The 15,817-nt window shown below is 70.9% G+C and carries 11 protein-coding genes; 4 read left to right on the forward strand and 7 right to left on the reverse strand.

Annotation, left to right across the window (positions count from 1 at the left end; translation table 11 throughout):
• Positions 1-141: 141 nt before the first annotated feature.
• Entirely contained in the window at positions 142-1,182 is a 1,041-nt protein-coding gene (locus HNR57_RS07755) for a hypothetical protein (protein WP_184558202.1), read from the forward strand.
• A gap of 81 nt (positions 1,183-1,263) precedes the next feature.
• On the opposite strand, the gene HNR57_RS07760 is transcribed toward HNR57_RS07755, so the two are convergent.
• The 3 genes from HNR57_RS07760 to HNR57_RS07770 form a co-directional block, all read right to left on the reverse strand.
• Entirely contained in the window at positions 1,264-2,409 is a 1,146-nt protein-coding gene (locus HNR57_RS07760) for a serine hydrolase domain-containing protein (RefSeq protein WP_184558205.1), read from the reverse strand.
• Positions 2,410-2,509: 100 nt separating this feature from the next.
• Positions 2,510-4,270, reverse strand: a complete 1,761-nt coding sequence (locus HNR57_RS07765) for a TIGR03767 family metallophosphoesterase (RefSeq protein WP_184558208.1) — start codon at positions 4,268-4,270, stop codon at positions 2,510-2,512.
• A gap of 231 nt (positions 4,271-4,501) precedes the next feature.
• The gene (locus tag HNR57_RS07770; RefSeq protein ID WP_313673037.1) at positions 4,502-4,960 is read right to left on the reverse strand and encodes an NUDIX hydrolase; all 459 of its coding nucleotides are present in this window, start codon (positions 4,958-4,960) and stop codon (positions 4,502-4,504) included.
• A 225-nt stretch (positions 4,961-5,185) separates the two neighbouring features.
• On the opposite strand from HNR57_RS07770, the gene HNR57_RS07775 reads away from it, so the two are divergent.
• Positions 5,186-8,494: a S8 family serine peptidase gene (locus HNR57_RS07775; protein WP_184558212.1), complete on the forward strand. Its 3,309-nt coding sequence runs from the start codon at positions 5,186-5,188 to the stop codon at positions 8,492-8,494.
• A 54-nt stretch (positions 8,495-8,548) separates the two neighbouring features.
• Here HNR57_RS07775 and HNR57_RS07780 read toward each other — a convergent pair whose 3' ends face one another.
• Both HNR57_RS07780 and HNR57_RS07785 read right to left on the reverse strand, forming a co-directional pair.
• The gene (locus HNR57_RS07780; protein ID WP_313673042.1) at positions 8,549-9,337 is read right to left on the reverse strand and encodes a hypothetical protein; all 789 of its coding nucleotides are present in this window, start codon (positions 9,335-9,337) and stop codon (positions 8,549-8,551) included.
• 1 nt (position 9,338) lies between these two features.
• Positions 9,339-9,872: a sigma-70 family RNA polymerase sigma factor gene (locus tag HNR57_RS07785; protein ID WP_184558215.1), complete on the reverse strand. Its 534-nt coding sequence runs from the start codon at positions 9,870-9,872 to the stop codon at positions 9,339-9,341.
• 441 nt (positions 9,873-10,313) lie between these two features.
• On the opposite strand from HNR57_RS07785, the gene HNR57_RS07790 reads away from it, so the two are divergent.
• Positions 10,314-11,330 (forward strand): aspartate-semialdehyde dehydrogenase, encoded by a 1,017-nt coding sequence (locus tag HNR57_RS07790; RefSeq protein WP_184558226.1) that lies wholly within the window; start codon positions 10,314-10,316, stop codon positions 11,328-11,330.
• Here the strand turns inward: HNR57_RS07790 and HNR57_RS07795 are convergent.
• On the reverse strand, positions 11,327-11,830 hold the full coding sequence (locus HNR57_RS07795) for a DUF1203 domain-containing protein (RefSeq protein WP_184558227.1): 504 nt from the start codon (positions 11,828-11,830) through the stop codon (positions 11,327-11,329). The two genes, HNR57_RS07790 and HNR57_RS07795, sit on opposite strands and share 4 nt — an antisense overlap.
• 221 nt (positions 11,831-12,051) lie before the next feature.
• On the opposite strand from HNR57_RS07795, the gene pepN reads away from it, so the two are divergent.
• A complete protein-coding gene (gene pepN / locus HNR57_RS07800) occupies positions 12,052-14,658 on the forward strand; it encodes an aminopeptidase N (RefSeq protein ID WP_184558228.1) in 2,607 nt (868 codons plus the stop codon).
• 214 nt (positions 14,659-14,872) lie between these two features.
• On the opposite strand, the gene HNR57_RS07805 is transcribed toward pepN, so the two are convergent.
• On the reverse strand, positions 14,873-15,817 hold a 945-nt coding region (locus HNR57_RS07805), incomplete at its 5' end, for a tetratricopeptide repeat protein (RefSeq protein ID WP_184558230.1).

Here is a 15,817-nt window from a genome sequence, read left to right on the forward strand (position 1 = left end):
CCGTAACCCCTGGCCCGCACCCGAACGGACCAGGGACTTTCGGCATCCGAACATCCGTCCTTTAGCGCCGGGTTGTCCGTGTATGTCGACGGACTTGTAACAGCGGTTCCAAGCGGGCCGGAGCGCGGGAAATTGCGGGTCATGACCCACAACGCCCCGCTCTCCCCCCGCCCGCTGCACGACCTGTCCGGCGGCGGCCGCCCCCGCGTGACGACCACGGCCCGGCTCCGCTCGCACGGCGTCTCCACCGCCGAGACGAACGAGCAGTGCCGCGCGGGCGGCCCCTGGCAGCAGCTCCTGCCGGGCGTCGTCCTGCTCCACCCGGGTCCGCCGACCAGCGAGGAGCGGCTGCACGCGGTGCTGATGTACGCGGCGCGGGAGCGCGGCACCGGGGTCCCCGCCCAGCCGGGCGGGAGCCGGCCGCACACCCCCGCCTACCCCGAGGCGATGATCACGGGCCTGGCCGCGCTGACCCTGCACGGCTTCTCCTCCACTCCCCCGCTGCCGTCCCTGGACACCATCGACGTCCTGGTCCCGCGGCTGCGCAGGCTGCGCTCCACGGGCTGCGCCCGTATCGTGCGCACGCCCGTCATGCCCGACCCCGAGCAGGTCACGGGGGTCCCGGTGGCACAGGTCGCCCGCGCGCTGGCCGACGCGGTGGCCGAACTCGCGGACGCCGGCACCGTCCGCCGGCTGCTCACGGAGGCGGTCCGCGGCGGCCACTGCGACCCGGCGGCGGTGGTCCGTGAACTGAACCAGGCCCGGCTGCTGAGCCGCCCGCACGTCGTGGACGCGGTGGATTCCCTGCTCGCCGAGGGCCGGGCACGCGCGGAGGACCGCCTGTACCGGATGATCCGCGATTACGGCCTGCCGGACCCGGTCTGGAACGTCGACCTGCGCCTGCCCGGCGGCCCCTACCTCGGCGGCCTCGACGCGTACTGGCCCGACCAGGCGGTGGCGGTGGAACTCGACACCCGGGCGCCCCGGCAGGACGACGACGCCCTGTGGTCCGAGTACGCCCGCAAGCGTGAGCACCTGGAGCGGCTCGGCATCACGGTCGTCCACATCACGCCGCGCAAGCTCCGCGACTCCCCGGAGCAGCAGGCGACGGTGCTCCGCACGGCCCTGATGGCCTCGGTCGACCGCGAACCGGCGGCGTATGTCGTGGCACTGCCCCGGTAGTGACGGACCCGGGGCAGGACCAGGAGGGGAGAGGAGGGGCCGCCGGGACACACCGGCGGCCCCTCCTCGGGCCGTGCGTCGCTATCGGCCGCAGAACTCCGCCTCGATGATCGCGTCGGTGCTCCCCGACCAGTCACCGTTGAAGTTGACGGCGAGGGAGTGCCGGCCGTCCTCGGTGGTCACCGCGTCCGAGTTCGAGCCGTAGATCCCGCCGTCGTGGCCCCAGACGTGGATGCCGCAGCTGAGCTTGCGGTCGACCAGGCCGAGGCCGTAGCGGCTGGTTTCCCGGCTGGACTCGACCGTGGTCCTCATCTCCTTCAGCTGCTCGCGCGGGAGCAGTCTGCCGCCGAGCAGGGCCGAGTAGAAGCGGGTCAGGTCGGCCGAGCTGGAGACCATCTGGCCGGAGCCGTAGGCCAGGCGCGGGTTCAGCTCCGTGACGTCGTACGTCGGACCCGTCGTCTCCCTGGCCAGTTTGGAGTAGGCGCGGCTGCTGGGCCGGGGCAGCGTCACCCGGGTGGGGACGGACGTGGAGGTCAGGTGCAGGGGGGCGATGATCCGGCGGTCGATCTCGTCGCCGTAGTCGTTGCCGGTGGCCTTCTCGATCACCCGCGCGGCCAGGAGGTAGTTGGTGTTGGAGTACGCGAACGACGCGCCGGGCTCGAAGTAGGGGCGGTTCTTCATCGCGATGGCGAGCATGTCCTCAGGGGCCGCCTCGTCGAAGCGGTGCTTCATGAAGCCGTCCGCGGTCATGTAGGTCTGCTGGAAGCCCGGGTCCTCCAGGTAGTCGAAGATGCCGCTGGTGTGGTTCAGGAGCTGCCGGATCGTGATGCGGCCGCCGTCGTGGCCGTTGCCCCGTACCGCGCCCGGCAGCCACTCCTCCACGGTGTCGTCGAGCGACAGCCGCCCTTCCGCCTCCAGTTGGAGGACGACCGTGGCGACGAACGTCTTGGTGATGCTGGCGACGCGGTAGTGGTCCCGGGCCGAACGCGGCTGGCCTGTCTTCACGTTGCCGACGCCGGCCGTGGCGGCCCAGGTGCCGTGGCCCCGCCGTACCGTCACCGTCACGCCCGGGACGCCGTCGGCGACCGCGGCCCGGACGGCCCGCTCGGTCGCGTCGTGGCCGCCGGGTGCAACCGGGCCCGCCGCCACCGCCGGAGCCGCCAGGGCCGCCGACAGTGCCATAGCCGTCGCGGCCGTCAGGGCCGCCGTACGCGCGCGTCTGTTCATGTCCCCGTTTCCCCCTGTCACGTCCTGTCCAGTCGTGTCGGGAGGGGGGACTCCGGCGGCCGTGGCGGGGGTTGACCGGCGCCGGGTGGTTGAGCGGGTTTCAGCTCTTCTTGAGCACCAGTTCGGTGTTGCGGTCCTCCGGGTCGCCGCCGAGCGTGGTGCTCGCGCCGGGCGCGTTGAGGGACAGCTCGCGGTAGAGGGCCGCGAGGCCGGTCTGGGAGAGGTCGGAGAAGTCCGTGCGGTGCGGGGCCGAGGACTCCACCAGCGTCGTGAACAGGGAGATCGTGCCGTCCTTGTTGTCGGTCAGCTCGATGACCCGGGCCAGCTGCGGGAAGTCGACGTGGGAGGCGGTGGAGATCTCCCAGAAGGAGCCGCCGCTCGCCGTGGCGTGCGGAGTGATGACGTTCTTGTGGATGTGGCCGTTCACCCAGGCGAGCACCCTGGGGTGGTTGCCGAGCAGGGCGAGGACCTCCTGGCCGTTGTGGCGGCGCTCGTCGGGGCGGGCCGGGTCGCTGCGCAGGTTCGTCATCGTCTTGCTGGTGTGGTGGCTGAAGATCACGGCGTAGGAGTCCTTGTTGTCCCGCAGCGTCTTGTCGAGCCACTTCAGCTGGGCCGTGCCGACGGACCCCTCGTAGTGGCCGCCGGAGTCGGTGGTGTCCAGGCTGATGCCGATGACGTCGTCGGAGATGCGGAAGGCGTAGTACTGGGTGCCCGCGTCCAGGTTGGCGGAGGAGTAGCCGTGGCCGGCCGGGCCGACGCCGCGGTGGGCCGGGTCCAGGTGCGCCTGGAGGTACTCGGCCGGGGTGAAGGGCGCGCGCCTCTCGTCGGGGGTGACCGACCGCATGCGGCGGGCGTGGGACGTGAGGAAGTCGTGGTAGAGGGAGCCCTGGGGGTCGCGGGCCTTCTTGATCTGCGCCTGGAGCCGCCGCGCATCGGCTGCGGAGACATCCATCAGTTTCCTGCCGCCGACGGCGAGTTCGGTGAGGTACGAGTCGCCGTGCGAGGCGTAGCAGCCCATCGGCAGCGAGTCGTGGTTGCCGACCGTCGAGTACCAGGGCAGGTTGAGGCCGGGGCTGCGCACCTCGCGGATCGCGGCCTTCAGGAAGCCGTCGAGGTGGGGGAAGCCCGCCCGCTTGTCGCTGTCGCGGACCGGGGCGTCCGGCTGCCAGTACTGCTTGAGGCCGCTGTTCTGGACGCCTTCGTAGCGGCGCGGGTCACCGGTGTTGGGCGTGATGCGCCCACCGCTCATGATCTTCAGGAACCAGTCCAGCTCGGACTTGGCGTTGTTGTCCGTGTTGTCGCCGGTGGTCATGGCGAAGTGCAGCGGGGAACCGGTGACGGGGGCGCCGCGCAGCGCGTTGATCCGCTCCACCAGCGCGATGGCGCCCTGCACGGTCAGCGCCTCGTGCGGCCGCCAGGCGTGGATGTCGGCCGAGCGCAGGTACTCCAGGCGCAGCGGGTGCTGGGCGTCGATGATGTGCAGGTCCGTGAGCTGCACGAACGCGGCGAGCGCGGTACGGCGCCCAGCGCGGCCGGGCTTGGGCGCGGCGAGGTCGGAGCGGACGACCCGCTGCCAGCCGGGTCCGTCGTTCAGGCGGCGGTAGCCGGAACTGCCGCGCGGGGCGGCGACGGACGCCACGGTGGTGCCCTTGGTGTACGGGGCCAGCGGCGCGGCAGGTGCCCGGCGCGAGGAGGCCGCCACGGCGGCGTCGGTGCTCTCCTTGACCGTGGCGGCCTGGCTGTCGCTGGGCCGCAGGGCGTAGCCGACGCCCCCGGAGAGGGCGACCGCGCCGGTGGCGGCGAGGACGGAACGACGGTGGATGCCCCGGCCGGAGCCGGCGACTGAGCGTGTGCGCGACATGCGCTTCTCTCCCCGAGTGCGAACGCGTCGGCAGTGGTCGCGGGGTGTTCACGTCGCGAACACCCCGCTCGTACTGGATCGTTGGCACCGGGAATGACCTGCGCGTAAACGAGGCGGCAACGCGCAGCGCCGATCACCGTACGTGGATCTTGGACTACCCGGCGCGTCGTCGCCTGCTCCGGATACGGCCCGGAGCCGGTCACGCGGCGTTCACCTTCCGGGGTACTGCACCTACTCCGGAACGTCGGCCAGCCGTCCGGTGACCGGGCGTTCGCGCCACATCCGCAGGGCGATGTCGACCATCGACACCCGGGCGAGAGCAGGGACCGCGTCCAACTCGTGCCAGGCGGCGAGGTCGGTGGAGCCGTTCACCTCGTAGCGCAGTTCGCCGCCGGTGATCCGGCCCTCATAGACGAACCGGACGCCGTGATGGTCGACAGCGGGTCCGAAGCCGTTGCGGAAGACGCGGTGGGAGGAGTTGACGCCGAGCAGCCCGGTCACCTCGATGTGGTACCCGGTCTCCTCCTCCACCTCCCGCCGGACGGTGTCGTAGGGGTCCTCGCCGTGCTCCATGCCGCCGCCGGGCACGACCCACTCGGGCGTGCCGTCCTGGGCGGGCGAGCGGGCGAGCAGGATCTGTCCGTCCCGGACGCATATGGCGTAGGCCGCCACCCTCAACTTCTGTCGCACTCCGGGACGTTAACCGATTTCTTTGCCACCTTCAGGACTGATGCCCACAAATCGCATCGCGGGTTTTCCCCATACATCCATCTCGTTTGGGTCAACGCTCCCCAAAGGACTTCACCTTGCGTAAGGCTGTGCGATCGTCCGGGCTTGCCGTTCGGACCATCTGCGACCAGGACCGATCGGGCCCCGGTCGCTTCCCGCTCGTTCCTTTACCTACAAGGGATGCCGATGACCCCTCCCACCCCGCGCGATCAGATATCGGGCCCGAGACGCGTGGCACGCATCGCCGTGGCCGCCGGTCTCGTCGCCGCGCTCTCCGCGGCCGGGCCGATCCCCATGGCCTTCTCCGCCGACGGCCCGGGCGCGGACGCGCCGGCCGAGCCGAGCGTCAAGTCCGCGCACGCCAAGCTCGGTTCGGGTGATGCGGACCTGCTCGCGGAGGCCAAGGCCGACGGCGACAAGACGGTCACGATGATGATCGCCACCGCGCCCGGGAAGACCGAGCAGGTCGCCGGGCAGCTGGACGCGGTCAAGGGCGGCTCGGTCGGCCGGGCCGACGACAAGCTCGGCTACGTCCGCGCCACCGTCCCGACGGCCAAGGCCGACTCGGCGATCGCCGCCGCCGCCAAGCTGTCCTCCGTGCACGGCATCGACCTGCGCGAGGAGATCCCGCTGGGCGACCCGACGCCGAGCGCGGACACCGCCAAGGGCGCCAAGGCGACGGGCACGTACCCGGCGCCGGGGAAGAAGACCCCGGCCGAGAACCCGTACAACCCGTCCTTCGAGACGGGCGCGGTCGACTTCGTCGAGGACCACCCGAAGGCGGACGGCCGCGGCGTCACCATCGGCATCCTGGACTCCGGCGTGGACCTCGGCCACCCGGCGCTGCAGAAGACGACGACCGGTGAGCGGAAGATCGTCGACTGGGTGACGGCGACCGACCCGATCATCGACAACGACAACACCTGGCGCCCGATGGTCTCGGCCGTGTCCGGCCCGGCCTTCACCTACCAGGGCCAGTCGTACAAGGCGCCGGCGGGCTCCTACGCCGTCAGCCTCTTCAAGGAGTCGTACACCACCGGCGGCGATGCGGCGGGCGACGCCAACCGGGACGGCGACACCACCGACGTCTGGGGCGTGCTCTACGACGCGGCGGCCGGCACGGTCCGGGTCGACCTGAACAACAACAACGACTTCGCCGACGACGCCCCGATGAAGCCGTACAAGGACGGCCACCAGGTCGGGTACTTCGGCACCGACAACCCGGCCACGGACATCGCCGAGCGGCAGCCGTTCGTCGTGGAGATCCGCAAGGACGTCCCGATGGACCCGCTGGGCGGCACCTGGGTCGGCAAGAAGTCCGACTTCGTCAACATCGGCGTCATCGAGTCCGAGCACGGCACGCACGTCGCCGGCATCACCGCCGCCAACGGCCTGTTCGGCGGGAAGATGGACGGTGCCGCTCCCGGCGCCAAGCTGGTCTCCTCGCGCGCCTGCACCTGGTCCGGCGGCTGCACCAACGTGGCGCTCACCGAAGGCATGATCGACCTCGTCACCAAGCGCGGTGTCGACATCGTCAACATGTCCATCGGCGGCCTCCCGGCGCTGAACGACGGCAACAACGCGCGCGCCGAGCTGTACACGCGGCTCATCGACACCTACGGCGTCCAGCTGGTGATCTCCGCGGGCAACTCCGGCCCCGGCGCCAACACCATCGGCGACCCGGCCCTGGCCGAGAAGGTCATCTCGGTCGGCGCGTCCGTCTCCAAGGAGACCTGGGCCGCCAACTACGGCTCGGTCGTGGAGAAGAAGTACGCGATGATGCCGTTCTCCTCGCGCGGCCCGCGTGAGGACGGCGGCTTCACGCCGACCCTGGTCGCCCCGGGCGCGGCGATCAACACCATCCAGACCTGGATGCCGGGCCAGCCGGTCGCCGAGGCGGGCTACACCCTGCCGGCCGGCTACGGCATGCTCCAGGGCACCTCGATGGCCTCCCCGCAGGCCGCCGGTGCCTCGGCGCTGCTGATCTCGGCCGCCAAGCAGAAGAAGATCGACCTCACGCCGGCGACCCTGCGCACGGCCCTCACCTCCACCGCCGACCACATCAAGGGTGTGCAGGCGTACGAGGAGGGCGCGGGCCTCATGAACATCGAGGACGCCTGGGACGCCATCCGCGACGACGCCACCTCGCACGCGTACACGGTCAAGGCGCCGGTCGACACCGCGATCGACCAGTTCCTGAAGACCCCGGGCTTCGGCACGGGCCTGTACGACCGTGAGGGCGGCCTGAAGGCCGGCCAGAAGAAGACGTACGAGATCACCATCACCCGTACGTCCGGCGCCGACAAGGCGATCCGGCACGAGCTGCACTTCGAGAACAACGCGGGCGGCACGTTCCGCATCGTCGGCTCCGACGAGGTGAAGCTGCCGCTGAACCAGCCGGTGACCGTCAAGGTCCAGGCCGCGCCGAAGTCCGCGGGCATCAAGAGCGCGATCCTGGAGGTCGACGACCCGAAGACCGAGGGCATCGACCGCCAGGTCCTCAGCACGGCCGTGGTCTCCACGCCGCTTAAGTTCACGACCTCCGCGAAGAGCTCGGTGCAGCGCAACAGCTCGCACCACTACTTCGTCACCGTCCCGGAGGGCGCGAAGACCCTCGAGGTCGCGATGAGCGGGCTGAAGGACAAGAGCCAGACCCGGTTCATCTCCATCCACCCGTACGGCGTCCCGTCCGACCCGACGTCGACGATCAACTGCTACCCGAACTACCCCAACCCGGCCAACACCTGCCGCCCCGACCTGCGGTCGTACGCGAACCCGCAGCCGGGCGTGTGGGAGATCGAGGTCGAGTCGCGCCGTACGTCGCCGCTGCTCGACAACCCGTACAAGCTGGATGTCGCCGTCCTCGGCGCGGCCTTCGAGCCGGAGACCGTGACCGTGCCCGAGGCGAAGGTCGGCACCCCGGCCACCGCCTCCTGGAAGGTGACGAACGGCTTCGCCGCGCTCGACGGCAAGCTGGTGGGCGGCCCGCTGGGCTCGGCCAAGGCGACCCGCCCCTCGATCAAGCAGGGTGAGACGCAGACCACCACGGTCGAGGTGCCCGCGGGCGCGAAGTCGCTGGACGTCGCGATCGGCGGGGTCTCGGACAACGCCGCGGACCTGGACCTCGCCGTGTACGACGCGGCCGGCAAGCAGGTCGGCAGCTCCGCCGACGGCGACTCGGACGAGTCGGTGTCCGTGCCGTCCCCGGCGGCCGGGAAGTACACCGTCGAGGTCGTCGGCTACTCGGTACCGGCCGGCACCACCGAGTACGACTACCAGGACGTGTTCTTCTCCCCCTCCCTCGGCACCGTCGGCGTCGACGAGTCGGCGCCGGTGAAGCTCGGCACGGGCGACTCCGCGACGGTCTCGGGCAGCGTCACCGCCGCGGCGGCCGCTCCCGAGGGGCGTGAGTTCTTCGGCCAGGTCCAGCTGGTCAACGCGCGCGGCACGGTCGCGGGCCTGGGCAGCGTGAAGATCGAGAAGGTTCTGCCGTAGTGGTATCGCGGTACTGAGGGCGGGCGTCCGTTGGGGCGCCCGCCCTTGCCGTTGCTACGGGCACGGGAGGGTGCGCGAGGCGGGCAGCGCGTCGGTGATCCACGCCCGTTCGCGGGCGATCTCCTTCTCCCCCGTCGCCCACGTGTCCGGGTGGGCTCGGTCGCCGGAGAAACCGACGAGCATGTGGTCACCGGCTCGGAGCGAGGGCACGGCGCCGGTCTCCAGGGGGAAGGTGATCCGCGCCCGGCCCTTGTCGGGCTTGTAGTAGCGCGTCACGTCCAGGGTGATCCGGTCCTGGCCGCTTCCGGGAAGGGGCTCGACCTCGGCGACGGTGCCCTCGGCGACGATCCGGGCGCAGGCCAGATACCCGGCGTCGCTGAGCTTGGCGTCCCCTTCGGTGTGCGGGCGCCCCGCGGAGCTGTCGGCCGCGGACGACGCGCCCTGGTCGTCCCCGGCGCTCATGCCGCCGCTCTGGACGACGAGCCAGCCCATACCGATCACGACACCGGCAACAGCGGCCGCGAGGACCCCCTTCAGAGCCACGTCCAGGGGCTTGCGCCGGTCACGGCGCGCCGACAGCGAGGTCACGGAGGTAACGGCTGCTGCCCCCGGTCCCGGCCCGGGGTCCTGATCAGGGACCGGTTCGGGGACCCGTTCGGGCCCGGCGAGTGCCTGCCCGATGAGGCCCAGCTGCTCGCGCAGCAACGCCACGTCGGTGGTCGCGGACCGGTACTCGGTCACGAAGGCGTCGTCCGCGAGGGCATCGTCCGGTGGCGCCTCGCCGGTGATCACCGCCATCAGCGCGACCTCGTAGTGCCCGTCCTTGTCATGCTCGGCGGTCACGTCACACCACCTCGTCCTCGTGCAGGCGGGCGCGCAGGACCCGTACCGCCGTGTGCAGCCGGCTCTTGACCGTGCCCTCCGGGACGCCGAGCTGCTCGGCGATGGACCGGACCGGCAGGTCGGCGTAAAAGCGCAGGACGACGACCTGCCGCTGGGCGTCGGGCAACTCGTCCAGGCCCTGGGCGACGGCGACCGACAGCACGCTGCTGTCCTCGCCGGAGGGATGCGCCGGCTGGCGCAGGGCGGCCAGCCGCTCCCCGAGCCGCTCCTGGCGGCGCTTGGCCCGGTGCCAGTCCATGGCCAGGTTGGAGGCGACGACCGCCGCCCACGCCGAGACGTCCCGCGGCGCCTCCCGGCCGCTCGCGGCCCGCTCCAGCAGCCGCAGGCGGACCTGCTGCACCCCGTCCGGCAGGTCCGCCTGCGGCACCCCGCCGAGCGCGAGCACCGCCCGCACCCGGCGCTCCTGCGCCGCGTCCAGCGGATCGGCCGCGGCCGGCGGACCGGCCTCGCTCGGCGTGCCCGACGTACTCGACATACCGGCCCCGCTCGGCGGATCAGCCGCGTCCCGCGGATCGTCGCCGGTCGCGGCGTGCGCCTCCCGGACGCGCCGGGCCCTACCGCGCAGCAGCACAAGCCACCCCCCTCGCCGTGTTTCTCCTACGACGCCGGCACGGCCCGGAACGTTCGGTCGTTTTCCCGGCAGGTGCCGACCGGGCGACAGAGGCATACATCACACTTTCGTGTGGCCGAGACCGACAGGGGCAGGCGAGCTTGCGGCGCACGACCCCTGCCGGACGAATTCCTCCAGCTCAGCGGGGTCGACACCGCAGGTCCGCAACCATGGAGTGGGACACGCCGTCCCACTCTCCGGGCAGACCGGGGAAAGAAGTGGACAGGCGGGCCGTGGTCGGCCGCATGATGGAAAAGCCTCGGCCAAGCAACGAGCACGTGAAGACACGCAGGAGAGGGAGTCACCGTGAGGGTCGGAATCGTCGGAGCCACCGGACAGGTGGGCACGGTCATGCGCAGGATCCTCACGGAGCGGAACTTCCCGGTCACCGAGCTGCGCCTGTTCGCCTCGGCCCGTTCCGCGGGGACGGAGCTGGACGGCGTGACGGTGGAGGACGCGGCGACCGCCGACTACACCGGCCTGGACATCGTGCTGTTCTCCGCGGGCGGCGCGACCTCCAAGGCGCTGGCCGAGAAGGTCGCCTCCCAGGGCGCCGTGGTGATCGACAACTCCTCCGCGTGGCGCAAGCACCCGGAGGTCCCCCTGGTCGTCTCCGAGGTCAACCCGCACGCGATCAAGGACCGCCCCAAGGGCATCATCGCGAACCCGAACTGCACGACGATGGCCGCGATGCCGGTGCTGCGTCCGCTGCACGCCGAGGCGGGCCTGGAGGCCCTGGTCGTCGCCACGTACCAGGCGGTCTCCGGTTCCGGCCTCGCGGGCGTCGCCGAGCTGCACGGCCAGACGCAGAAGGTCGTCGCCGAGGCCGAGAAGCTCACCCACGACGGTGAGGCGGTGGACTTCCCGGAGCCGGGCGTCTACAAGCGCCCCATCGCCTTCAACGTGCTGCCGCTCGCGGGCAGCATCGTCGACGACGGCCTGAACGAGACCGACGAGGAGCAGAAGCTCCGCAACGAGTCCCGCAAGATCCTGGAGATCCCCGGGCTGAAGGTCTCCGGCACCTGCGTGCGCGTCCCGGTCTTCTCCGGCCACTCCCTCCAGATCAACGCCCGTTTCGCCCGCCCGATCTCCCCCGAGCGCGCGACGGAGCTCCTGAAGGACGCCCCGGGTGTGGAGCTGTCCGACATCCCCACGCCCCTCCAGGCCGCCGGCAAGGACCCGTCGTACGTCGGCCGCATCCGCCGGGACGAGACGGCCGACAACGGCCTGGCCCTCTTCGTCTCCAACGACAACCTCCGCAAGGGCGCGGCGCTGAACGCGGTCCAGATCGCGGAGCTGGTGGCGGCGGAGCTGAAGGGCTAGCCCCTGCCGGCCTCGTACCCCCGGCGCACCTCGTAGAGGAAGCAGCCGTACTCGACGGCCCGGACGTGGACCAGTGCCACGGCCGGGTCGTCGAGCGCTTCTGTGAGGGCCTGCCCGAGGGCGTCCGGTTCCTGGACCAGCCGTCCGCCCAGGATGTGACCCCGCCGGGAGTAGCTCCGGACCGTGCGGTGGGCGCCGGTGAAGGGCAGGACGTCTCCGGCCGGGCCCTCGCACGGCCCGGCGTGGATGAAGACGGGGCCCACCTCGTCGTAGGCGCCCGGTGCCGCACCCGTTTCCGCGGCCCAGCGGCGCAGGGGTGCGTAGGAGACCAGGGCGATCCGTTCTCCGGGCTCGCTCCGGCGCAGGCAGCAGCGGAGCGGGGCACCGCCCTCGGTGTCGGTGAACGGGGCCGTGGGGCGGCCCGCGTCGTCCGTCGTGCGCAGTTCCCCCAGGGCGCGCGGAGCGATGGGGCGTGCGGTGTACGGGGTGGTCGTCGTCATGCTCATCAGGCTCGTTCGCGCGCGGCCGCGGCACCGGCGGGATCCGGACGTCGCGTTCCGTCCGCCGGGCGCACAGGCGCACGGGGACCCTGCTGTGCCGTCTCCACGGCCCCGGGCTCTTACCCGCCGAGGGGTATCCCTAGGAGACGCCCGGGTCGTCGCCTGACGCCGATCCGCCGTGGAAAGATGGCGCAACCCACCCATAACGAGGAGATGACCGCGTGCCTGGCACAAACCTGACCCGCGAAGAGGCGCAGCAGCGGGCGCAGCTGCTCGCCGTTGAGTCGTACGGGATCGAGCTCGATCTCTCCGGCGCGCAGGAGGGCGGCACCTACCGGTCCGTGACCACGGTGCGCTTCGACGTGACGGCCGAGAACGGCGCGGAGTCGTTCATCGACCTGGTGGCGCCGGCCGTGCACGAGGTGACCCTGAACGGGGACTCCCTCGACCCGGCCGAGGTCTTCGCGGACTCCAGGATCAAGCTGCCCGGACTGCTGCACGGGCGCAACATCCTCCGGGTCGTCGCCGACTGCGCGTACACCAACACCGGTGAGGGTCTGCACCGGTTCGTCGACCCGGTCGACGACCAGGCGTACCTCTACACCCAGTTCGAGGTGCCGGACGCCCGCCGGGTGTTCGCGAGCTTCGAGCAGCCGGACCTCAAGGCGACCTTCCAGTTCACCGTGAAGGCGCCCGAGGGCTGGACGGTCATCTCCAACTCGCCGACGCCCGAACCGCAGGACAACGTCTGGGAGTTCGAGCCGACGCCGCGCATCTCGTCGTACATCACGGCGCTGATCGTCGGCCCGTACCACTCGGTGCACAGCGTGTACGAGAAGGACGGCCAGTCCGTCCCGCTCGGTATCTACTGCCGTCCCTCGCTCGCCGAGTACCTCGACTCGGACGCGATCTTCGAGGTGACCCGGCAGGGCTTCGAGTGGTTCCAGGAGAAGTTCGACTACGCGTACCCGTTCAAGAAGTACGACCAGCTGTTCGTGCCGGAGTTCAACGCGGGCGCGATGGAGAACGCGGGCGCGGTGACCATCCGCGACCAGTACGTGTTCAGGTCGAAGGTGACGGACGCGGCGTACGAGGTGCGCGCGGAGACCATCCTGCACGAGCTGGCCCACATGTGGTTCGGCGACCTCGTGACGATGGAGTGGTGGAACGACCTGTGGCTGAACGAGTCGTTCGCCACGTACACCTCGATCGCCTGCCAGGCGGCGCACCCGGAGTCGCGCTGGCCGCACTCCTGGACCACGTTCGCCAATTCCATGAAGACGTGGGCGTACCGGCAGGACCAGCTGCCGTCGACGCACCCGATCATGGCCGAGATCAACGACCTGGACGACGTGCTCGTCAACTTCGACGGCATCACGTACGCGAAGGGGGCTTCCGTACTGAAGCAGCTCGTCGCCTACGTCGGTGAGGACGAGTTCTTCCGCGGCGTGCAGGCGTACTTCAAGACGCACGCGTACGGCAACACGCGCCTGTCCGATCTGCTGGGCGCCCTGGAGACGACGTCCGGCCGTGATCTGAAGGCCTGGTCGAAGGCGTGGCTGGAGACGGCGGGCATCAACGTCCTGCGTCCCGAGATCGAGACGGACGGGAACGGCGTCATCACCTCCTTCGCGATCCGCCAGGAGGCCCCGGCCCTGCCCGCCGGCGCCAAGGGCGAGCCGACGCTGCGGCCGCACCGGATCGCCGTCGGCCTGTACGAGCTGGACGACGACAGCGGCAAGCTGGTCCGCGACGTGGGGGTCCCCCCGGCCGAAGGCTGGGGGAGGATCGAGCTGGACGTGGACGGCGAGCTGACCGCCGTGCCGCAGCTGGTGGGCCGGCGCCGCCCGGCCGTGATCCTGCTCAACGACGACGACCTGTCGTACGCGAAGGTCCGCCTGGACGAGCAGTCCCTGGCCTTCGTCACGGAGCACCTCGGCGACTTCGAGTCGTCCCTGCCGCGCGCCCTGTGCTGGGCGTCGGCCTGGGACATGACCCGTGACGCCCAGCTCGCGGCCCGCGACTACCTTTCCCTGGTGCTGTCCGGCATCGGCAAGGAGTCGGACATCGGCGTGGTGCAGTCGCTGCAGCGCCAGGTGAAGCTGGCGATCGACCTGTACGCCGACCCGGCCGCCCGCGAGGCGCTGCTGGCCCGCTGGACCGACGCGACGCTGGCGCACCTGCGGGCGGCGGCGCCGGGCAGCGACCACCAGCTGGCGTGGGCGCGGGCGTTCGCGGCGACGGCCCGCACGCCCGAGCAGCTGGATGTGCTGGACGCGCTGCTGGACGGTTCGCAGACCGTGGAGGGCCTGGTCGTCGACACGGAGCTGCGGTGGGCGTTCGTGCAGCGGCTCGCGGCGGTCGGCCGGTTCGACGAGGCGGAGATCGCGGGCGAGTACGAGCGTGACCGCACGGCCGCCGGTGAGCGGCACGCGGCCACGGCCCGGGCGGCCCGTCCGACCGAGGAGGCCAAGGCGGAGGCGTGGGCGTCGGTCGTCGACTCCGACAAGCTGCCGAACGCCGTGCAGGAGGCGGTCATCGGCGGTTTCGTCCAGACCGACCAGCGTGAGGTGCTCGCCCCGTACGCGGACCGGTACTTCGAGGTGGTCAAGGACATCTGGGAGTCCCGCTCCCACGAGATGGCCCAGCAGATCGCCGTCGGCCTCTACCCGGCGGTCCAGGTCTCCCAGGAGACCCTGGACAAGACGGACGCCTGGCTGGCTTCGGCCGAGCCGAACGCGGCCCTGCGCCGGCTGGTCTCGGAGTCCCGCGCGGGCGTCGAGCGCGCCCTGCGGGCCCAGCGGGCGGACGCGGCGGCCGGGGAGTAACCGGCCCCGCACCAGCGATCGGGGCGCCCGGCTCATGCCGGGCGCCCCGTTCCTTGTGCTGCACGCTCCCCCTCGTACCGGGCGCCCGTTCCCCGCTGTGCGCTCGTCTGAGGCGCGCGCCAGCTCGTTCCCACACAAGATAGGTGCGTTCACCAGTACTTGCCCCGGCAGACAGCAACGGGTTCGCGGCCGGGCCCAGAAGGGCACGCTGCCGTCACGCACCCTCGATGCACGTTTCTTCGATGATTCTCTTCGCAACGGGCCAGAACGCGGGAAAGCGATGAGAGATGTTGCTCGCAGTGAAGGTGAAGATGTAGGCCGCGAAGGCCGTGTAGAACTGAGCCTGGCGATACTGCTGTCCCTGGGCTATGAAGGTGAAATCAATCAGATGCCCGGAGTGCCGCCCGAGAGCGGTTGGCTCGCTATGGCCGACCTCCAGCTGCTGAAAGGTGCTCTTGAGTGCCTCCAAGGACTGCGCGACGAACTCGTCCATGGTCCGTGCCTTCGAGTCCTCACGGACCACCACGATGTTCGGCCTGAATCCGTCCGTTTGCTGCGTCTGCACCACGATGGCCTGAGAACGGTCTTCCCAGCCCTGAAGAAGCGGTACGTTCACACCGCCCGAATGCACGGATCCCATGCTCATCTCCTTGAACAATTCTTCGTAGACGGCTTCGGATCCCTCGGCATCCCCCGCTTTCAACCGCCAGTAGGCGAGTTCCTGGAGCATCGAGAGGGAGTCGGGGGCGTCCGGGTAGCGAGCGAGCAGCTGCTGGAAGGACGCGGCGGCACCAGCCGCATCACCCGCCTGCCCCCGCCAATGGGCGAGCTGGTGGCGTGTGGTCAGGGTGCTGGGGTGATCGTCACCCAGGAGCTGCGTCTGCCAAGCGAGTAGCTGCTGGAAGGACGCGGCGGCACCAGCCGCATCACCCGCCTGCCCCTGCCAGTGGGCAAGGTACTGGCAACTGCTGAGGGTGTCGGGGTTCTCCTCTCCCAGCAGCCGCACCTGACACTCGAGCAACCGCTGGAAGGACGCGGCGGCACCAGCCGCATCACCCGCCTGCCCCCGCCAGTCGGCTAGGGCGCGACGCGTGCCCAGGGTGTCGCGGTGGTCCTCGCCCAACACCCGCACCTGATCGGCCAGCAGCCGTTCGAGATA

The sequence above is a fragment of the Streptomyces paradoxus genome (genome assembly GCF_014202475.1).
Classification (GTDB): Bacteria; Actinomycetota; Actinomycetes; order Streptomycetales; family Streptomycetaceae; genus Streptomyces; species Streptomyces paradoxus.